General features: G+C 54.6%; 11 protein-coding genes. 1 reads left to right on the top strand and 10 read right to left on the bottom strand.

What is annotated here, in order from left to right:
* Positions 1–62: 62 nt before the first annotated feature.
* The 9 genes from ACYVH9_RS14755 to ACYVH9_RS14715 all read right to left on the bottom strand — a co-directional run bounded on the left by ACYVH9_RS14755 (position 63) and on the right by ACYVH9_RS14715 (position 17,509).
* A complete protein-coding gene (locus ACYVH9_RS14755) occupies positions 63–1,502 on the bottom strand; it encodes a RagB/SusD family nutrient uptake outer membrane protein (RefSeq protein WP_460637126.1) in 1,440 nt (479 codons plus the stop codon).
* Positions 1,503–1,516: 14 nt separating this feature from the next.
* Positions 1,517–4,717, bottom strand: coding sequence for a SusC/RagA family TonB-linked outer membrane protein (locus ACYVH9_RS14750; protein ID WP_460637125.1), 3,201 nt, complete (start codon positions 4,715–4,717; stop codon positions 1,517–1,519).
* 39 nt (positions 4,718–4,756) lie between these two features.
* A complete protein-coding gene (locus ACYVH9_RS14745) occupies positions 4,757–6,250 on the bottom strand; it encodes an L-fucose/L-arabinose isomerase family protein (protein ID WP_460637124.1) in 1,494 nt (497 codons plus the stop codon).
* Between the two features lie 114 nt (positions 6,251–6,364).
* Positions 6,365–7,636, bottom strand: coding sequence for an MFS transporter (locus ACYVH9_RS14740; protein ID WP_460637123.1), 1,272 nt, complete (start codon positions 7,634–7,636; stop codon positions 6,365–6,367).
* A gap of 202 nt (positions 7,637–7,838) precedes the next feature.
* A complete protein-coding gene (locus tag ACYVH9_RS14735) occupies positions 7,839–9,125 on the bottom strand; it encodes a glycoside hydrolase family 71/99-like protein (RefSeq protein ID WP_460637122.1) in 1,287 nt (428 codons plus the stop codon).
* A gap of 141 nt (positions 9,126–9,266) precedes the next feature.
* Entirely contained in the window at positions 9,267–11,516 is a 2,250-nt protein-coding gene (locus ACYVH9_RS14730; protein ID WP_460637121.1) for a DUF7133 domain-containing protein, read from the bottom strand.
* A gap of 177 nt (positions 11,517–11,693) precedes the next feature.
* On the bottom strand, positions 11,694–12,428 hold the full coding sequence (locus ACYVH9_RS14725; RefSeq protein WP_460637120.1) for a DUF3823 domain-containing protein: 735 nt from the start codon (positions 12,426–12,428) through the stop codon (positions 11,694–11,696).
* A gap of 13 nt (positions 12,429–12,441) precedes the next feature.
* The gene (locus ACYVH9_RS14720) at positions 12,442–14,232 is read right to left on the bottom strand and encodes a RagB/SusD family nutrient uptake outer membrane protein (RefSeq protein WP_460637119.1); all 1,791 of its coding nucleotides are present in this window, start codon (positions 14,230–14,232) and stop codon (positions 12,442–12,444) included.
* 10 nt (positions 14,233–14,242) lie between these two features.
* A complete protein-coding gene (locus tag ACYVH9_RS14715) occupies positions 14,243–17,509 on the bottom strand; it encodes a SusC/RagA family TonB-linked outer membrane protein (protein ID WP_460637118.1) in 3,267 nt (1,088 codons plus the stop codon).
* Positions 17,510–17,754: 245 nt separating this feature from the next.
* Between ACYVH9_RS14715 and ACYVH9_RS14710 the strand changes: the two genes are divergently transcribed.
* Complete coding sequence (locus ACYVH9_RS14710; RefSeq protein ID WP_460637117.1) at positions 17,755–20,418, top strand: galactose oxidase; 2,664 nt, start codon at positions 17,755–17,757, stop codon at positions 20,416–20,418.
* A 30-nt stretch (positions 20,419–20,448) separates the two neighbouring features.
* Here ACYVH9_RS14710 and folB read toward each other — a convergent pair whose 3' ends face one another.
* On the bottom strand, positions 20,449–20,799 hold the full coding sequence (gene folB, locus ACYVH9_RS14705) for a dihydroneopterin aldolase (protein ID WP_460637116.1): 351 nt from the start codon (positions 20,797–20,799) through the stop codon (positions 20,449–20,451).
* Positions 20,800–20,861: the final 62 nt, after the last annotated feature.

Here is a 20,861-nt window from a genome sequence, read left to right as displayed (position 1 = left end):
AGAGAACTCGGCGTTACTCATTTAATCTCCGCTAAACTCTGCGAAATAGCTTTTCAAAAATATCAATACCCCGGATTCTGCTTGATGGTGGTCGGATTTAGATCGACTTCGTTTTGCGGAATCGGGAAAATTAGCTCGAAATCATCGAGTCTGAACGACAGATTCTGACTGGCAAAGTGCGCATTCAACACGGTTTGCGCCCGCCCCGTCCGGACCAGATCAAACCAGCGTTGGCCCTCGTACAAAAACTCAAACCGACGTTCCTTCTCAATGGCCAGTCGCAAAGCGGCCTGATTTAATCCCGTCAGATCAGCGAGGCCTACTCGTTTACGAATCTGATTGATAAAGGGAAGAGCCTCGGTGGTTTTACCCTGTTCGTTCAGGACTTCGGCGTACATCAGTAACACGTCGGCGTAACGAAGCTGCGTGAAGGTGACACTGCCATCGGAGAGGTCGATAGCCCGGAAATCCACGAATTTCAACCCGTAGGGACTGTAGGATTTCCGGCCATTGATGAGCGTTACGGAATCGCTGGTTGATGCGGTTTTTCGAACATCGCCGGGTTCGTACGAGCGAATAATATCCCGGGTCGGAACAATACGGCCGGATCCCTGCAAGTTGTTCTGGAAAATTGCCATGCTGGTGATGGCGGGCGTAAACAGGGCCGAATAATTATTGCCAATGCTGCGTCCGGACACGAATTGAATCTCAAAAATCGATTCCGTCAGGTTGTTATTGCCGTTGGTAAACAGCGTTCGATAGTCGGCCACCAGCGAATACTGCCGGGCGTCGATCACTTCTTTTAATTTAGCGGCCGCCTGATCGTAATTTTTCAGCGTCAAATAGACTTTTCCCAGCACGGCTTTTACCGTTGAGCGCGATGCGCGGGTGCGGTCGTTGTTGAGAGCCGCCGGTAGTAAGGTTTCAGCTTCGGATAAATCCCGCAGAATTTCTTCGTAAATCTGCGCGCTCGGTTTTAGCGTCAGATCGGCTGCGGCAACCTGGGCCGGGCTACTAAACTCCTGCTGGATCAGGGGCACATTGCCAAACAAGCGAACCAGGTAAAAATAGCTGTAGGCCCGAAGAAACTTGGCTTCCCCTTTGATCCGGTCTTTCGTTGCCTGGTCAAAATCGATCGCGTCAATCCGGTTGATAATGGCGTTGCTGCGCGAAATGGTATACAGGCACGTGTTCCAGGTTCCCTGTATAAATCCGTTGGTGGAGACGACGGCGTTCTGGTCCATCTGCATCTCGTTGGCGGAAGGCGACGACCACTGAATTTCGGTGTTGTCGGTCGTTAGTTCGGTCATGTACAAAACTGTACTGGTGCTGAACAAACCCCGAAACGTACTGTAAACCCCCAGCAGAGCCGTTTCAAAGTCATTCTGTGTTTTGTAGAACGTTTGATCGCTGATCTGGTGTTCGGGTGTTAAGGCCAGAAAATCCTTACAGGACGAAACCGTTGCGGCAAGGATGAGCAGGAAACATATTTTCTTTTTCATGACGGAAATACAGGTTAGAAGGTCGCTCGTAAACCGATGGTAAACGTACGGGGGTTCGGGTAAGCGAAGAAGTCGATTCCGCTCCGGGCAATGTTGTCACCCGTAGTGGAGCCTTCCGGATCATAGCCTGGATATTTGGTGAACGTGTACAGGTTTGTGGCGTCCAGGTATACCGAGATGGCCTGCATTTTCAGTTTGGTCACCAGCGGTTGGGGAAATGCGTAGGCCAGGTTGACATTCCGGATGCGGACAAACGACCCGTCAAAGAGGTACTTGGTTGTTCCGGCGGTGAAGCCAAACGCATAATCGTTCCGGATGGCGCGGGAGAACTCACCCGATCCGGGGCTGGTTTCCGAACGCCAGCGGTCGGCCATGATGCGCAACTGATTTTGCACCCCGGCTCCATTGAGCGAAACCTCGCCACCCTGAAAATAAATTTCGTTGCCCTGCGAACCATTCAGGCTGATGTTCAACGATAATCCCTTATAAGAGAAACGGTTGCCCAAACCCCAGGTGAAATCGGGCCAGGGCGTTCCGACGATGGTGCGGTCCGACTGGTTGATGGCTCCGTTTCCGTCGGCATCTTCAAACCGGTAATCGCCGGGTTGGACGCGAGGGTGTTGCTTCGGACTGGCGTTCACTTCTTCCTGCGTTTGGAACACACCCAGAATATTGAGGAGCCGGAAGCTGGAAATTGGGTAACCCACCTCCGCTACCTGATAATCGGACGTTTGAATCCGGGCCGTTTCGGAATTGAGCGCCAGGACTTTGTTCCGGTTCCAACTGATGTTGAAATCCGTGGTCCACTGGAAACCACCCTTGCGGATGTTTTCCGAGTTGATGGTGAGTTCAAGACCTTTGTTTTCCACCTCACCGATGTTTTGCAGGGAACTGCCAAAGCCCGATGCCGCTGGCAGAATCACGTTCAGAAGCAGGTTCTTTTTGTAGGTCCGGTAGGCGTCGAAAACAAACGAAAGGCGGTTGTTGAACAGGGCCAGATCAAGTCCCAGGTTGGTTTGCACCGATTGCTCCCAGGTCAGCACATCGTTGGCCAGGCTGCTGGGAACGACCCCCGAAATCACGTTGCCGCCCGAAACATGGCGCGAGATGCCCAACACCCCCAGACTGGCGTAGTTTGGAATCAGGTTGTTACCCGAAATCCCGTAGCTAGCCCGGATTTTCAGATCGCTCACAAACGAAACCGGTTTCATGAACTCCTCGTCGGACAGGCGATAAGCGGCCGAGAACGACGGAAATGTTCCCCAACGGTTCTGCCGACCAAACCGCGAACTGCCGTCTTGCCGGATGGTAGCCGTGAAAAGGTATTTGCCCGCCAGCGTATAATTGACCCGCGCCAGCCACGACAGCATCGACCATTCACTTTTGTAGTTGGTACCGGACGTTACGGCCCCGGCGGCCAGATACGGCACGTAGTCGGTCGGGAAGTCGGAAGCGCCGGCCTGGAGAATTTCGTCAGTGTTTTTCTGAACGGTGTAACCAATCAAGGCGTCGAGTTCGTGCTTGTCGCCGTACCGATGGCGGTAGTTTAAGGTGTTTTCGTTCAGCCAGTTCAGGCTTTTGGTTTCCGTTACCCCCGCCGTAGCGGCTCCGTTGCGGCTGGTGGCCAGCCCAACTTTCGACGATTTCCACAGCCGGGTGATGTTGTTGGAATAATTGACGCCGATGGAGGTTTTGAAAATCAAACCGTTGGCGATCTCGTATTGCAGATAATTATTGGTGAACACGTTGGTATTGTTGCGTTTATCCGAAAATTCGGCGGCAATGATCAACGGGTGTTCAACCGGAATGCCGGTTGGGTCGGAGAATTCGGAGTAGAAATTTCCGTTGGCGTCGTAGATCGGAATTGTGGGATCGCTGGCGAGTGCAGCCGAAATTAGTCCCCGGTGCTGTAAATGGCCTTCCGCGCGGGCAAAGTTGCCGTAGGAGTGAGCGCCCGAGAACGACGCGCCCAGTTTCAGCCGTGGGCTAAGTTGAGCGTCGATGTTTGTACGGAGGGTAAATTTGGTGAAATCGGAACCGATGATGATGCCTTTCTGATCATAGAAACCGCCTGAAACGTAATAGCCCACATCCCGGCTGGTTCCGCTGGCCGATAGCTGGTAATTCTGAACCAAGCCCGTCTGGAAAATAACATCCTGCCAGTCGGTGCCGTAGCCAGAGTTTGCGAATTGCTCCGGGTTCCGAAAACCGGGTTTTACCTGGGTGGCGGTGCTGCGGACGTTGTTAGGGTCGGTGGCTTTGCCGCCCCCAAATACCCAGGCGTTGTCGCGGCCCTCAGCGACGTACTCAGCGTATTGCTGGGGTGTCATCAGGTCCAGCTTTTTGGCCAGCTGCTGAATACCGGTCGAATGCTCAAAGCTGATGGTGGGTTTGCCCTGCTTGCCGCGTTTGGTTGTAATGATGACCACCCCGTTGGCTCCGCGTGATCCGTAAATAGCCGTGGCCGACGCATCTTTCAGCACCTGGATGGACTCAATATCTGCCGGGTTGATGGTACTTAAGGGATTGATTCGCTGGGTCCCGCTGCTGCTCGTAATACCGCTGGCGGAGTAAGAGCTGGACGCAAACGAACTCAGGTCCGAGCCCCCACCGCCGGTCCCGATGGCGTAGCCGTCTACTACATACAACGGCGAGTTCCCACCCGTAATGGAGCTAATTCCGCGAATGACCACGTTAACATTGCCACCCGGTGCTCCCGATGTCTGGGTGATCTGCACCCCGGCTACTTTCCCCTGCATCATTTGATCGACGCTCGTGGCGGAAGGGACCGGTACCAAATCCTGGCTGGACAAATTAACGATGGAGCCAGTCAAATCCTTCTTGCGCTGCGTTCCGTAACCAACCACTACCACATCTTGCAACTGCTGCTGGTCGGTTTTTAAGGCAACATTGATGGCCGAACGGTTACTAATCGTAACTTCCTGGGGAGCGTAACCGATAAAGCTAACGACGAGTGTAGCGTTGGGCGAAACCGTCAGTTTGTAATTTCCTTCCGGATCAGTAGTCGTACCGTTGGTGGTTCCTTTTTCCGTAACGGTGGCACCCACCAGTGCTTCGGCATCTTCTTCGGCCGTAACTTTACCACTGATGGTCACTTTTGTTGACTGCGCGGTCACGATGGCTGGAAAAGCCAGCACGCTCAATAGGGTGGCGATCACCAGCAGCCGCAGGTGATGGAATAGATAATCATTCATAAAAAAGAGGGTTTAGAAACGTTAAAATCCTGGGTTCATCTAGTTGATAATGACGGATTCAATCTTCAGATAATCAGCTATTTTCTGAATCGTTTGGGCGTGATGGCCAACTCCCAGGGCAAAGTGATGCGTGGGCCCCTCCTTGATCCAGCGTTTGAGGAACGTCCGGACGTCGGGTTTGAAAAAACCGCGGGTGTTGGTATTTCCCGTGGGGGGGATCGGTCCGGCGAGCGATTCGCCTTCGGCAATGACAAATTTCATTTTTCCGTCGAAGGTGGAGCTGATGCTCAGCATCGTGATTGGTCCCTGCTTGATCTTGAATTCAACGCCCGCGCCAAAACCGGGTTTGCCGTGGTATTTTTTCAGGCTGCGCAGCACAGGTTGTCCGTCGGCAATGGCGATGTTATGCGGCCCGTCGTGGCCAACCAGTACAAAGTCTTCTTTGAAGTCAACCGGGTGAAACTCCGCGAAACTGCCGCCAATGCCCAGCCGTTCCATGATGAGCATGGCAATACAGGTTTTCAGGTCTGATTCGCCACACATGGGAAAGCCAGCCCCCTGGAGAAGCGAATTACCGACGATCAGGTTCGACATCACAACCCGCGTATCGCTGTCGTCGGGGCCATCGTAATAATACGCCAACCCGTCCAGTTTTTTGGTCTGGATGAATTTCTCCAGCGCCACAGCCGCCCGGGCTGCAATGTAAAGATCCGATTCGCGCAGCTTCTCGGAGATTGGGTCAGAAACCGGGTCGGGCGTGTCGAAATACGCCAGGATGCGCTCTTTGACGGCATCGATTTCTGCTTCGGTTGCTTTCTGGTACTGCGTTACGATTTCGTGCGCTTCGCATTGTACAATGTGCGGTCCGAAGTGGGCTGTCAGCATCGTGGAGTCCGAATGCATGTCGAGCATCGCTTCGATGGGGTGACCGATATGGCCGATCCGGGATGTTTTCAGATCGTGCAAGACCGCAGCAATCCGGCAGTATTCTTCAATTTCGGCGTCCGCAGCCGGATCGTCGTGGAGCGTACCCAGGATGATCTGGGGTACTTTTTTGCCCATCCGAACGGCTACGCCGGCAAACTCGGGCAACGAGCAGATGTCGTCATTGTACAGCTGCATGTACGTCGAGGCCCGGCTGTAATCCATTGCCTTGTCGGGCTGAAGCGCCACGAGCACAATCGGAACGTCGATGCTTTTGATGATCACCCCAAACGTACTGGACGTGGCGTAGGTGAGCATGTCACAGAAAATCAGATCCAGGTTGGCCGCCTGGAGCTTGGGCACCATTTCGTAGGCTTTCGTGGCATCGTCGACCAGGCCAAAATCGACAATTTCGGCTGAATCAAAGGCTTCAATTTTTTGAATCAAAACCGCTTGTTTTTGCATCATGTCGTCGAGCAAACCGTCAAATTGGCTCCAATACTTAAAGTAGCCTACCCCAAACACACCGATTCGTGGCCGTGTTTTTTTTCGTTTGCTGGTCATTGCACCATTGGTCGAAGCTACTTCACTCAGAGTTTTAGAGGTCATATCGGTAGATTTATGTATCGTAGTTTTCTGTTAACGCACTAAGTGAAAAATGATATGGATTCAGTATACCCTTGGAGGAAGCCAAGGGGGCTATCGAATGCTCAAATCGGGTCATTAAAATCGCGGATTGTCAGGATGGCTGATTTCCTGCTCTCGAATAGCTGGTTGAACGTTCTCGAATAGAGGTTTAACCTTGGGAATCAACCAGATAAACAGCAAAAAAGCGAACGGATACAGCAGCCCCGAAGCAATCCAGAGCGGCCGGTAGGAGTAGTTTTCAATGACAAAACCCATCAGCGGATTCAGCAGGAGGCCCGATACTGCCCCCGCCGTGCCCGATAAGCCAACCACCGTCGACGTGGCTTTGTGCCCAAACATATCCGAGATGGCGGTAATGTAGTTAGTGATCCAGAAACCGTGGGCGAACATAAAAACTGCCATGAGCGAAATGGCTACGGAAACCGAAGATACCCACTCGATGGCGGGCGCCGTCAGGGTGAGCAGAGCCGCAATGCCCATGACCGTTTTTCGCGCTTTATTAATGGAAAAACCACGCGCAATGAGTTGGCCGGAAAACCAGCCACCGAGAATATTGGAAATGCCCAGGGCCAGAAACGGGATCCAAAAGAGATTGCCAATTTGCTCAAAAGAGACATTCCGCACGGAACTCAGGTATTTGGGGATCCAGAACATCATGAAATAAAAAACCGGGTCGAGCAGGAAACGGACGATAATAAACACCCAGGTTGGTTGTTTATTGAGCAGTTCCAGGAACGATACTCTTTCCGATGGGGTCGGTTTGGCGGGTATTTCATCAGCCATTGCCTCCTTGTTCCAGGGAATCAACAGCCATACGGCGACCCAGGCAATGCCGATCAGGCCCGGGATCAGAAAACCGCCCCGCCAGCCGTAATTGGTCGAAAGCCAGATGGTAAGAGGGGGCGCTACAACCGCGCCGATGGCCGCGCCACCAATGGAAATCCCGTTGGCCAGGGCCCTTTCCTTTTTGTCAAACCAGCGAAAAACCGTCCAGGCCGCGCCCGGAAAACACCCGCCTTCACCCATGCCGAGTAAAAACCGGAAGGTCAGCAGTTGCGTAAAGTTTGTCATGACCGCGTGTAAGCTGTTAGCTACCGACCATAAACCAACCGATAAGGCCAGACCAATTTTGCCCCCCATGCGGTCGATGAGCCAGCCGCCGAGAGTAAACATCAGTGCGTAGCTGATCAGAAAGCTGGTGTTGACCATGCCATATTCCACATCCGTAATCTTAAATTCTTCCTGAATTTTCAGAATGGCGATGGAGAGAACCTGGCGGTCCAGGAAACTCAGGCCCGTTGCGATGAAAAGCAGGAAAACGATTAGCCAGCGAATGTTTTTTTGCATAACACTTAACGCACTAAGTTAGTGTTGGCAAAGATAGAAGAGTATGCACGAGAAAATCAAGAGGGAGTAGTACTTTTTTTTAAATTAATTGCAGGAATCCAATCGGTTGGGTGGGGCCACAAGCCAGAATGGTAAAGAAGAAAAACAATGCGGAAAAATTGAAACGGTAAAATTGGCTTCGGGCTATGTAGCAGAGATGCCGTTAGCGCGTCGGTTTCCGGGGGCCGTAGCCTTTCCTGCCGTGAAACCAGTGAGCCGCCTGACCGGTAAGCCAGAGGTAGTAATCCGAGCCCAGATCGGGTTCGATCCCGACGAACCGGCCGTTGCCGTTGAGCGGTAGTTCGCCTTCTTTTTTGGTTTTGAAAATGGCCGTGCCTTCGTCTACTTCGTCAAACATGGCCACGTACAGGCTTTCGGCCCCGACCTGTCTGGCCCCAGCCACCTGCTGCCACAGAAAGTCGCCTTTTAGCCGCGGAATCTGGTTGTAGAGGTTAGGGACATTCTTCAGATTACCCCAGCTGAAGCCGGGAAACACCAGCGGCACGTAGGTGATGTTATTGGCTGTGCACCATTCGATATCACCCGCCAGCGTGTTGCCGGAAACCGTCGGGTAGGAGGTCGGGTTGTAGCGTCCCACGGCCCAGGGCATGATCACGTCGGCACTTTTGATCAGCGGATGCAGCTGGTCGGAGGGTTCGGTATCCTTCGTCATCGTCCGCCAGTAGTAGGGCACGCCGAGCAGAATGGCCGTTTTTTTCGTTGGTCCTTTTACCTTTTCGACCAGCGTCTGCATGTCGGCGATGGTGTATTTTCGTCCGTCGTTGAACCCCACGCCCCAGATCGCCAGCAACGGTTTGCCGTTGTGCCGCAGGTAGCCCGGGTGTTTTTTGTTGTCGAAAAGCGAAAAGGTCTGCTGCAATTCCTCCCAGTCTTTTACCAGCAACTCCAGGTCAGCGGAGTTGGAGCCGCTCAGGTCGTACATGATGCTGATGGCCCGGCCGTATTTTCGGGATGCTTTCAGCGCATTTTCCAGCACCTTGTTGAAATGCCGTTTGCCCTTCTCCGACTTGATCTCGGCCAGAAACCGCTGCATGAAAACCCCGTCGATGCCGTACTCTTTCATCCATTTGAAATGCAGATCGACACTGGATTCGTCGTACGGGCTGTAGACGTGAGCCGCGTCGCCGTTGGCGTACTGGAAGGCAGTTTTATAGGTCGTTGGGTATTCCTTTACATCCGGCCAGAAGTCGATGGAGGCAAAACCGGGCTCGAATTTGCCGCGTTTCTGGTAGTGGTGCCAGCCCCGGTCGGAGGCATCGCCCTGGGCCGCAAACCAGCCCTGGTAGCCCGCCATGACCAGTCCTTTGTAGCTGGTGTATAAGCAGCCCGTCTCGTCGTAGCGGGCTTCAGGAGCGGTTTGTGCCCGGCTTTTTGCATTCAGGATCAAAAAGATAAAAAAGGGTAACAGTAGAAACGAACGGTTTTTCATACGGAAGTCTGGATAACGTTTGGCCAATAGGCACCCTACCCGGAAGAGGGAAGGAGAGCCCGGACAATTGTTGCTTAGAAAATAAGGCTGTGTGGTTTTTGAGTGACTACAGGGGCTTGGTATTCTAATGATCCGATTCGCTTACCGGCCACCCGGTTTGATCAATTCGTCCAGCGTCCAGGTTTTCTCGCGTCCGGTGGTTTGGTCGCGCACGGCTTTCACTTCGGCGGGCCGGATGGCGGGATTGCCGGAGGGGGCAAACTCGTACCGGATGTAACTCAGCACGGACGCAATCCATTCGTCGTCGTTGGCACCCATCGGCGGCATCATGTCGGGGTAGGTCTGGCCGTCGATCGGACCGGACAAACCGTGCAGCAGAATCCGGATGGGCACGTCCCGGCTCCGTCCCCGGAGCCGCTGCGAATTGACCAGCGGGGGAGCCACTTTGCTGTCCAGCCCTTTGCCTTCGGGGCCGTGGCAGGTTGTACAGAGCGATTTGTAAATGGTCGCGCCGTTGAGCACCAGCTTCCGGGCCTGTTCGTCCAGGCTGCCCAATTTTCGCCCGAATTTCTTCACGTCCTCGTTCCGGTCCAGGCTGCGCTGCGCCCGGGCCAGCATGTCGAGGGTGGGGGCGGAGGTGATCGTTTCCTGCGCCAGTGTTTTGGCCTGGGGGACCGCGCTGTACGACAGCGACAGAATCAACTGGGTGCGGACCTCGGCGCTCGGATCGGTTTTCAGCTCACTCAATCGGGCGAGAAGTGGCGCGTCGTTTTGTTTCAGATACGGTTCTGTCAGCCGGACCGCCGTCCGCCGAACTTGCTCGTCGGAATCCGTCAGGGCGTTCAGCACAACGGTTTTATCCAGCGCATTCAATCCTTCGAGCGTCCAGAGCGCGTGGATACGGCCCAGGGCGGTGTTCGTTGGATCGGCAGCCCGCGCTTTCAGAGCCGGAACCACGGATTGGTCGTTGCGCACGATCAATTCTTTCTGAGCGTTGTCGCGCCACCAGCCGTTCGGATGGTTCAGGTAGGTCACCAGTTTGCTGCCGGATTCGTCGAGCAATTTGGGCATCGGTCCCGGTTTCAGTTCGTCATGGACCAGCCGGTAAATCCGGCCGTGCTGGATGTTTTTGTCCAGCCCCAATCGCGTAATCTGCGGGCGGAGGTAGCTGTCGGGCTTCGTCCAGTTGCCTTCCTGAATAATGCCCCGGTTCATGTCCACCAGATACAGGCAACCGTCAGGGCCGGTGTACATGTTGACCACCCGGAAATTCATGTCTGTCGAGGCAATAAACTCTTCGTTCTGGTAGGCATTCTCGAGCATCGTTTTGCCCGCTTTATGAATGACTTTGGCCCGGCGAATCAAGCGGCCGACGGGTTCGGAGATCAGTAAATCCCCGTTCAAATCGGCCGGTAGTCGATTCCCGCGAAAAACAACTTGACCGCAACTGGCCGTGAAGTGGTTGAGCGTGGTGTCGGCGGGTCGGATGCGCTGCACGCCACCCTGAATGTCCGGGGTTTTGATGATTGGCCAAACCGCGTTGAATTCCTGCGAATACTGGTCGGGCAGTTCCATGCGGCCGTAAATCGGGTTGATCTGAAAACCCAGGGCCGGCACTTCGCCCCCCGCCGAGGAGAAGAAAAGCCGACCGTAATCGTCATGCGTCAGGCCCCACTGCCCGCCCGAACCGCTCGGAATTGAGTCGGCTTTCAGAACACCGTTCGTGTAACGAAACCGGATCGGATCGACGGTGACGTAAATCCAGTTGTCGAGGTTCCAGTCGAGTCCGCTGCGCTGGTGTTCGAGGTTGCCGGGCGCTTTTTTGCCCAACACAAATACCGGTTTTTTCTCATCGGCTACGCCGTCGCCGTTCGTGTCCTTGTAACTGTGAATGTCGTACGTATCGGTTTCGTTGACGAGCAGTTCGTGGCCGACGCAGAGTAGCATCCGGGGCAGCAGCAGCTTGTCGATAAACACCGTGCTTTTGTCCATCTTGCCGTCGCCGTCGGTGTCTTCCAGCAGTTTCACCCGGCTGATCGGCGCGTGTTCGTTGGTGCCGTCCACGTCCTGCATGTAGGTATCCATCTCGGCGACGTACATCCGGGCGTTGCCGTCCCAGGCAATGGCAACCGGTTCGTGAATCATCGGTTCGCTGGCGACCAGTTCGAGGTGGTACCCTTTCGGCAGCCGGAACGATTTGAGGCTTTGTTCGGGCGTCAGGTGGGCGGGCGACGGATTAGCCGTAAAGGCGGGAACAGCGGTTTCGTTCGAACTGCGGGGAATGCTTTCCGAGTTGGCGGTTTGCGACGGTGCCGTTTGGCGGGAAACCTGGCAGGTCATCACCAGCGCGGAGGCCGCCAGCACACTGGCGACCCAGATACGGTTTTTCATGGGGTCAGGAATCACAATTTTACCCGTAAATTACAGAATGAAGGCATACGTTTTCCTTTTTGGGTCGGGAAAGCATAAGAGCCGTACGAATGGTTTGATGAAAACGGCCCACCCTGATTGACCCCCGGTTTTAACCGGGGGCTGGCAGACCAAAAGAGATCCGATTGTTGAAAACCGTCAGCGCACGGTGGCTTTGATGACCGGGCTGTAATTGTATTTGGCGACGGCCGTGGTTCGGACGCCGACCCGGAAATAGTACTCGCCTTTCTTCAGATGCGTGTCGGCCCATTTAAAGGAAAACGTTCGGGGAACGCCGAGCAGGCTGGCGTCGGGGGTGCTGCCGGGGATGTCCTGCCGCCAAAGGTTGATGAAATACCCGGACGCATTGGAACTGATGCTTTCGTTGACGATCGCGTAGTCGTTGACCATGAAAATGATCTGCGAAATCTTGGTGGTCGTGTTGGCGGCCGGTTTCGTGATCGTGTAGGTAAAGGTGCTGTCGGAGACGGTGGCCGAAATCCGGTAGAAGGGCGTCACCTTGAAGTTCAGCTCCGTCCGGTCCCCGGCGTTCAACTGCACCGTCGCCGAGTCGGCGGGCTGGTACAGAAACGCACCGTCGCGCGGGAAGGCTTTGTAGGTTCCGGCAAAAAACTGCGTGGCCGCAAATTCGCCGTTGGCCTTGATTTCGATGTCCGTCGTGCCGGGATTCGGGTATTTGGCCTTGTCCCACTGAATAAACCGGACGGTGCCGCCACCGGGTTGCCGGAGTTCAAGCGCCTGGTTGGTTTCGGCATCAGCCAGTTTGCCGTACACGCCCGAATCCGGGGCCACAAAATTGTCCCAGCTCTGGCAGCCACTGAAAACCGCGCCGAGCAGGAGAGGGAGCATATAAATAAGTTTGATCGACTTCATGGGTTGTTGCTGGTTAATAACCGGGATTGCCGTTGCCTAATAAAGAGCCCGCTTTGCTGCGTTCACCTCCCGGAATCTGGAAGTAATAATCGCGTTCCTGGTACGTTTTGCTGTCTCCGTTGGGCGTCCGTTCGAAGACATAATCTTTCGCGTCGACGTCGTAGTAGATGTACAAACCGCTCGGAATCCAGCCGCTGAACTCGGTGGTCAGCGTGCGCCAGCGACGCAGATCCCAGAACGTACGGTTTTCAAAGGCCAGTTCGACGCTCCGTTCCCGGCGGATTTTGTCGCGGTCGATGGTTTTGTGGAGCGCAACGCCCGCCCGGGTGCGGAGCTGGTTGATGGCGTCCAGGGCTTCGCTGGCGGGTTTACCGAGCTCAAAAGCCGCTTCGGCGTAATTCAGCAGCACTTCGCCTAGCCGCATGTCGAGCCAGTCGGTTTCCGAACTCCAGTCGACGCAGAGGTTGGCGGGGCGGTTGGGGTCGAGCCATTTTTTCAGCCAGAACGTCACGGCACCGTTGTTGGAATTGCCCGTGGCCCGCACCGAATTGGACGTCGGGTTGGCCACAATCTGCTTCTTGTCGAGGTCGAAATACTGGTTGAGAGCTGTGCCGTTGTAGCGCACGCCATTGGCAATGACGCCCCGCTGGCCGGTGATTTCGACGCCCTTAAACGCGCTACCGGTAGAAATGACCGAGCCGAAAAACCGGGGATCTTTGTTTTTGAAGACATCCTGCGGGTTTTTGTAGTGGACATACGCCCCGGGTGTCCCGATGTTCAATGTACCGGGTGACCCATCGACGTAATCGAACCGTTCGACCATCTCCAGGGTGGGCGTCAGGCGGTTGGCGTACCCGATCGGCGAGCGGATGGCTTCGGGCAGGGCCATCAAATCCTGCGAGTGGGTCCGACGAGTCGATTCGTAATCCCAGCCTTTGCAGAAAATCGCTTCGGGATTGCCCTGCAATTCGTAAAACAGCAGCTGGAAATTCTGCACCTTATCGGTCGGATACTTATTGAAGAGGCTGTATTTGCCGTCGGTGATGATGGTTTTGGCCGCATCGTAAGCCGCCTGGAGGTACGTATTGGCTTTGGAAGCCTCAATACCGACCAAACCGTCAAGCTGCACCGTTCCGAATTTGGCGATGGAACCGGCGTGCAACATTGTCCGGGAGAGCAGCGCCAGGGCGACGTATTTGTTGGCCCGTCCGTAAACGCTGGTCGCGGGGAGGTTGGCGGCTGCATAATCCAGGTCCGTTTTTACCAGGTCCCAGACTTCGACTTCCTTGCTGCGCGGCAGGTTCAGCGCCTGGGTGTTGCTGCCGGCCACGGTTTGTGGTTCGAGCAGAATCGGCACCCCGCCCCAGTATTTCACCAGTTCCTGGTAGTAGTAGGCGCGCACAAACCGGGCTTCGGCCACGTAGGCTTTTTTGGTCGCTTCGGGGAGGCTTACGGTTTCAATCTCTTTGATAAAGGTATTGACGTTGCGAATGGCGCGGTAGAGCTTGCCCCAGTTTTCGTCGTTGTTCTGGGCGTTGGTCGAAGAGGTGGTTTCCCAGGTCCAGTTGGCGGTGTAGCCGTCGCCGTTGCCCGGAAACTCGCCAAACCGGCCGTTGCAGTAGCTGAAATCTTCGACGGGCAAATCTTTGTAGAGCGTTGCGAAATACGCTTCCACGGCCTCCGGACTGTTGAAAACCTGCTCGGCGGTCAGCAAATCCACCGGTTTTTTGTCGAGCAGGCTGTCGCTGCAAGCCGCCAGCACGGTCAGGGCCAAGAGGGAAAGGTATATTTTAAATCGATTCATTTTCAGGGAATTAAAAAGAAAGTTGGAAGCCCAGGTTCAGGTTCATCGTCAGCGGATAGTTATAGCTGTAGAGCCGGTCGTCGGTGTACTCTGGATCGACAAAGTCCAGCCCTTTTGACAAGGTGTAGAGGTTGTACCCGTTGACGAACACCCGCAGACCGCTGATTTTGGCTTTGCTGACCAGCGTTTTCGGCAGGCTGTAGCCGATTTCCAGGCTTTTGAGCCGCAGGTAGGTCGCGTCGAACCGCCAGAATTCGTTGCTTTTGTAGTTCTGCCGTTGGCCAGTCGAGGGGTATTTGCCCGGAATCCACTCGCTGGCAGCATCGATGACATCGGAGCGGTGCCAGCGGTCGTTGAAAGCGGTGATCGGGTTGGCCGTTGCAAAGTAGAAAGGCCGGGAGAGTTGATCCTGGTAGGCCACCTGATACATCGTCGCGCCCTGAAACAACACCGCCACATCGAAGCCTTTCCACGAAAGCGTGACGTTGGTGCCGAAATACACGGCCGGTTTGCTCTGCCCACGCCCGATGACGGTTTCGTCGAGGTTGTTGATGATGCCGTCGCCGTTCAGGTCCACGTACCGGATGTCGCCTGGCAGGATGGTACGGTTGCCGGCCCCGTCCATGATCGGCCAGTTTCGGATTTCTTCGAAGCTGGTAAATTGTCCGTCGGTTTTGTACCCCCAGACGATGTCGTTGAACCGACCGGCGTTGCGGTTCCGCCAGAAATCATAATCGCTGTTGGCAGGCGTTTCTTCGCGATACCGGTATTGCGTCCGGGCGTAGCTCAGGTTCGACGAAATCGAATAGTTGATGCCCCGGAACTTGTGGCGGTGGCCCAGCACGATCTCGAAGCCCTGGGTCCGGTCCTGGTTCAGGTTCACTTGCGGAAGGTTCACGCCGTAGGTCGCCGGGATGGTCGAAATCCGGTTGCCAAGCAGCCCGTTGCGGTCCCGGCGGAACACGTCCGCTTCGAACGAGAGCAAACCGTTCCACAGCGCGCCTTCCAGCCCGAAATTGGTGGTGGTGGAGGTGTACCAGGTGATGTCCGGATTGGCCGAGTTTTTGAAACCGAGTCCGCCGACGAAGGTGTTACCAAACTGGTAGCCACTGCTCGGGTAGGTGTAGCCGGTCAGGAACTGGAACGATGCGCCCGAAATGCCGTCGTCGCCCAGCACTCCATACGAACCGCGTATTTTCAGGTTCGACACGAAGGGCAGGTTGTCGCGCAGGAAAGCTTCTTCCGACAGCCGCCACCCCGCCGACACGTACGGGAAAAAGCCCCAGCGGCTGTCTTTGGGGAAGCTCGATGAACCGTCGTACCGAAAACCGCCTTCGATCAGGTACCTGCCGTCGTAGTCGTAGTTGATCCGGCCCACGTAGCTCATGTTGGCGCTCGAACTGTAGCCGGAGCCGATGGCGTCGGTTTTGCGGTTTCCGGCCGCGAGCTGATCCACGGCGTCGATGATGAACTGCGTGTTGGCGTTGTTGCTCGAGTTTTCGCGGTCGATCTGCTCGTACAAGGCCAGTGCGCCGACGTTGTGTTTGCCGAACGTGTTCTGGTAGTTCAGCGACAACTGAATATTATTCCGCCGACCCTGTCCGAAGGCTTCCGTCAGCCTTGAGGGGGCCAGGTGCGTGTAGGCTTTCTGGTAGTACGTCTGCGTAGCCGCGTCGAACAAATACTCGTACTGGTTGTACTTTTTGGTAAACTGCTTCCGGAGGCTGTAGTTGTTGTCGTAGGCATATTGAGCTTTGGCACTCAGGCCTTTGACGAAAGGAAGCTGGTAGGTCAGCTGAAATGTGGAGGTCAGGAATTTCTCGTTGTTGCGGTTATAGCCGCTGTAGGCTTCCGAAAAATCAGCAATCGGGTGGTTCAGGGAACTCAGCGGTTGGCGCAGGTAGGCCGGGTCGTTGTTGGAATAGAGTGGTTCGGTCGGGTCCCATTGCCAGGTGTTTTTTAGCAAAGACCAGATGGCCTGGCTCGGTTCGCGGCTGATGGAGTTGATCAGGGCAATGTTGGCGCCCATCGTCAGCCCCTTGGTCAGTTCGGCATCGACGTTCAGCCGGAGGTTGTATTTCTTGCCGATCATGATGTTCGAGTTGAACAAACCGTCTTCTCCAAAAAAACCGGCGGAGGCAAAATACCGCAGCTTGTCAGTTCCACCATTGATGGTCAGGTTGTGCTGCTGCTGGGGTGCCCGGTCGCGCATGACGGCCCGCAAAAAGTCGGTGCTCGGCGCTTTGCCGCTTTGAAAATCGGCCAGCTGCTGGTCGGAGTATTTGGGCGGAGTGAATTCGAGCCGGTTACTGATGTTGTTGTTGACGTGCTGCTCGTTGAACAGGGTCGCGTACTGATAGGCATTCGACAGGGCCGGGTATTTGGTGATGATCTGCTGCCCGAAGTGCGCCGTGTAATTGACCTGCACCTTGCCCTGGCTGCCTTTTTTGGTCGTGACCAGCACCACGCCGTTGGCGGCTTTTACGCCGTAAATGGCCGCCGTTGCATCTTTCAGAATCGACACGCTTTCGATCTCGTTCGGATCCAGGCGGTCGAAGCCGGCTTTGTCGCGCTGCACCCCATCCACAATGATCAGCGGGCCGCCGGTCTGGTTGCCGTTGATGTCGTTGGGGTCGGTGTAACTAAACCCGCGAATGTCGATCTGCGAATCGTACTTGCCGGGTTGGCTCGAGAGCTGCACAACCCGCACACCCGGCGCGCGGCCGGTCAGGGTGTTGGTCACGTCGTTGTTGGAATTGATGACGAGGTCTTTGCTGGCGACGGTGGCAATGGCACCCGTTACGTTTACTTTCTTCTGCGTTCCGTAGCCGACGACCACGATCTCGCTCAGCGCTTTGGCGTCTTCGACGAGCGTAATGTCCATTGTGCTCCGGTTGCCGACCACCAGTTCCTGCGAGGTGTACCCCACGAAAGAGAAAACCAGCGTGGCCTGCCCGTTGGGAACGTTCAGCGAATACGTTCCTTTTTCGTTGGTTGTGGTTCCCCGGGTTGAGCCTTTCAGCACGACGCTGACGCCGGGTAAGGCAGCCCCTTTTTCGTCGGAAACCGTTCCGGTAATGGTTCGATCCTGGTTAATCCGGCTGGCGGTAGCGGTTGGCAAACGGGCGATCAGAACCGGATTTGATGGGACAGGTTGCGCCCGGAATGCCTGGGCAAGCAGGGGCGGAGCGACGGCGGTTCCGGTCAGCAGACTCACCCAAAGGAGTGGCCGGACGAATAACCGCCGTAAAGGAGAGGTAGAGGTGATTTTTTGCATTAACCCTGATTTTATTGGATAAAACAGGGTGGCGAAATACGGCGGAAGGGCTTAAAAAAATCTTAATAAATGCTTAATAAGCCGGGATTAGGTCTGTATTTTGTTAATTTTATTATCGATTTTTTATAAATTTAGTCAGGCCTTTTCGGAATGTGCGAAACAGATCGTGAGTTTGATTCCTGCCGCATTTGGGGTAACTTCAAAGCAATGAGCAACCTGCGTTGTTTTTCACAGCAAGCATTAACATGAAAGCCGATGCTCAGATAGCCAGACGACACCGCCCCGCCGGGCTGGGCCGCCTGGTGTGGATGGCTCCGGGTTTCCAAAAAGTTATGGATTGGAGCGTAGTACGAATCAGTATTTTTATCGCCATTCTGCTGAGTCCGGTTTGGACGAAAGCACAATCTTACGGGTTGCGGTTTGCGGGCCACGAAGAAATTCAGGACGCCCGCACCTCGCTGGACCTGACACCTGAAAAGCCGCTCTGCCTCGATGATGTGGTGGAAATGTCGTTCGACCTGCAACTGGTTCCGAGCCACAAAACCTACTTCGGCTATATTTTTCGCATGATTCAGGATGAGAAGTACAACCTGGATTTGCTCTACGATCAGAAAGCCCTGTGTTTCAAGATGATTATTGGGGAGCGGTTTTCGCCCTCGGTGATCCGGCTCGATACCGTCCGGTTGTTCAACCAGTGGAACCACTTCCGGATCCGGCTCGACCGCCGGCAGAACGCCCTGCAGGTTTATGTCAATGATGCAATGATGGTCAGAGATAAAATACCTTTCACGGCGGGGGGGGGGGTCAAGATCTTTTTCGGGGGCAACGAGTTTCACGAGTTCAAATCGAAGGATTTGCCACCCATGAACGTAAAGGATATTATGATTACCGAAGACGGTAAACCCAGCTATCACTGGCCGCTAAAGGAAGGGAGCGGAACAAGTGCCAGGGATGCCGTTCAGGGACGCATGGCCACCATTAAAAATCCGGTCTGGATTCAGGCGTTGCACAGCGAATGGAAACTGGCCGAGCAGCAAGTGCTGACAGGCATTGCAAACGTGGCCTTCGACCCGGCTACCGAAACCGTTTACGTCATCGGCCCCGATCGGTTGTTGCAGTATTCCGTTTGGAACCGGAAAGGGGACATGCATCTGACTGCCAACCAGGCTCCCGGTTTTTTTCGGGGCAGTCAGGCGGTTTTCAATCCGTTGACCCACCGGCTCTACAATTTTTACCTGGACCAACAAGCCATTTCCGGCTACGACCCGGCGTCGAATCGCTGGTCGGCGGAGACTATTGCGCCCAATCATGTGGTGGTGACGGAGTTCTGGCACGCCAACAAATTCATTGCCGCAGCGGATACGTCGCTGTATGTGCTGGGCGGATATGGGCAATTGACCTATAAAAACCGCATCCAGCGGTATCATTTTCCAAGCCGAAGCTGGAAAACCGTTGCGTTACGAAATGGCGTATATACGCCCCGTTATATGGCAGCGTTGGGAACAACGCCCGGTGCCGACACGGCTTATGTCATCGGGGGATACGGTAGTCTGACCGGCGAACAGATGCTGAATCCCAGGCATTCCTACGATTTGTTGCAGTACGTTGTCCACAACAATTCGTTCCGAAAACTCTACGAGCTGGACATTCCGAAGACCGACTTTGCCTTTGCCAACTCGCTGGTAATTGATCTGAAGGCCCGGCAGTTTTATGGCCTGATTTTTCCGAATCAGCAGTTCAAGTCCAGCCTGCAACTGATCCGGGGTTCCTTGTCCGAACCCACCTACGAAGTGTTGGGCAACACCATTCCGTATCCGTTCCACGATGTGCATTCCTACGCGGATTTGTTTTATTGTCCGGTTAGTCAGAAACTGGTTGCCGTGACACTGTACTGGAATGAAAATGAGGGCCGAACGGATGTTAAGCTCTATACGATTTCGTTTCCGCCGAATGCACCCGAGGTCCAGCTGGCGGCTGCAGGGCCCCCGGCAAGTGCGTTCTGGCTGCTGGGTTTGGGTGGTTTGCTGGTCTGTTTGTGGGGCATTCTGTATTTCCGAAAACGCCGGGCTGGCCGGGCGAAGCAACCTGACCCCGTTCTCCTGCTGGTGGAGACCGAACCGGTAGAAAAACCGAATGCACCGCCAACTGCGGTTTCGGTGCATTCGGTGGTTACGCCCGAGCCCGTGCAGCAAGCGCGTATTTTCCTTTTTGGCAATTTCCAGGTACTCGACCCAACGGGTTCGGATCATACCAAAGCCTTTACACCGCTGATCAAGGAACTCTTTCTGCTGCTGGCCCTGAACAGCATCGGCAAACAACGCGGGCTGCCGTCCGAAAAACTGAATGAACTGCTCTGGCCCGACAAATCCGGCCGAGATGCCAGCAACAACCGTTCGGTCAATATCACCAAATTGCGAAATCTGCTCGAAAAAGTGGGCGGGTGCTCGCTTTCAAAAGAGTCCGGGTACTGGAAAGTCGAATTTGATTTCAGCCGGATTTATGTCGACTACGAGCGTTATATCGCCATCATCAAGGCCAACAGGACCTTAACGAAGCAGACCATCATCGAGCTGGGGGAAATTACCCAACGAGGCCCTTTTTTGCTGAATACGGAATACTACTGGCTGGATGATTTCAAGTCGGATATTTCCAACCGGATCATCACTACCTTTCTGCAATACGCCGATACCCTGGATTTGCACGATGATCCGGAGTTTCTGATTCAGATTACGAATTTTATCTTTTACTACGATCCGGTCAACGAAGATGCGATTATTCTGAAGTGCAAGACGCTCGCGCTGCTGGGGAAACACACCCTGGCGAAAAACGCTTTCGAGAAGTTCGCCCGCGATTACCAGGCCCTGTACGGCGAAGCCTACGAGCAGCCGTTTTCGACGATCATCAACTAGATCTGGCAGCCGCCGGAGGCCGTGTTGCGCTTATCCCCGCAGTGTAATCTTAGCCCGGTGGCAAACCCCGCCGATGGGTGGGTTGAATTTTGATACGCTGACTTCAACGGTTTCGACGTTGGGATAGCGTTTTCGGATTTCGACGATGATGTTGTGGGCAATGTGCTCGAGCAGCCGAGCCGGTTGTTGCATAGCTGCGTGGGTAATGTTGTACAAATCGCCGTAATTAACCGTTGTGCTCAGGCGGTCGAGCTGGGCGGCTTCGGTCAGATCGGCTGTAACAACAATATCGACGGAGTATTTATTGCCGATTTTCTGTTCTTCATCATAAAAGCCGTGATAGGCAAAGAATTCGAGTCCTTCGAGCGAAATGGTTCCCATGAGCAGTGAGCAGGCGATTTGAATGAGCCTTTCAACCAGGTATAGTTTCGCCCAAAAGTAGA

It is taken from the genome of Larkinella harenae (assembly GCF_054780515.1).
This window is presented reverse-complemented; position numbering and strand designations above follow the sequence as displayed.

What these genes read in the sequence shown, in the direction of transcription:
- folB (WP_460637116.1), bottom strand. Translation starts at nt 20,799, where the DNA reads ATGGGAACCATTTCGCTCGAAGGACTCGAATTCTTTGCCTATCACGGC.
- ACYVH9_RS14710 (WP_460637117.1), top strand. Translation starts at nt 17,755, where the DNA reads ATGAAAGCCGATGCTCAGATAGCCAGACGACACCGCCCCGCCGGGCTG.
- ACYVH9_RS14730 (WP_460637121.1), bottom strand. Translation starts at nt 11,516, where the DNA reads ATGAAAAACCGTATCTGGGTCGCCAGTGTGCTGGCGGCCTCCGCGCTG.
- ACYVH9_RS14740 (WP_460637123.1), bottom strand. Translation starts at nt 7,636, where the DNA reads ATGCAAAAAAACATTCGCTGGCTAATCGTTTTCCTGCTTTTCATCGCA.
- ACYVH9_RS14745 (WP_460637124.1), bottom strand. Translation starts at nt 6,250, where the DNA reads ATGACCTCTAAAACTCTGAGTGAAGTAGCTTCGACCAATGGTGCAATG.
- ACYVH9_RS14750 (WP_460637125.1), bottom strand. Translation starts at nt 4,717, where the DNA reads ATGAATGATTATCTATTCCATCACCTGCGGCTGCTGGTGATCGCCACC.
- ACYVH9_RS14755 (WP_460637126.1), bottom strand. Translation starts at nt 1,502, where the DNA reads ATGAAAAAGAAAATATGTTTCCTGCTCATCCTTGCCGCAACGGTTTCG.
- ACYVH9_RS14735 (WP_460637122.1), bottom strand. Translation starts at nt 9,125, where the DNA reads ATGAAAAACCGTTCGTTTCTACTGTTACCCTTTTTTATCTTTTTGATC.
- ACYVH9_RS14725 (WP_460637120.1), bottom strand. Translation starts at nt 12,428, where the DNA reads ATGAAGTCGATCAAACTTATTTATATGCTCCCTCTCCTGCTCGGCGCG.
- ACYVH9_RS14720 (WP_460637119.1), bottom strand. Translation starts at nt 14,232, where the DNA reads ATGAATCGATTTAAAATATACCTTTCCCTCTTGGCCCTGACCGTGCTG.
- ACYVH9_RS14715 (WP_460637118.1), bottom strand. Translation starts at nt 17,509, where the DNA reads ATGCAAAAAATCACCTCTACCTCTCCTTTACGGCGGTTATTCGTCCGG.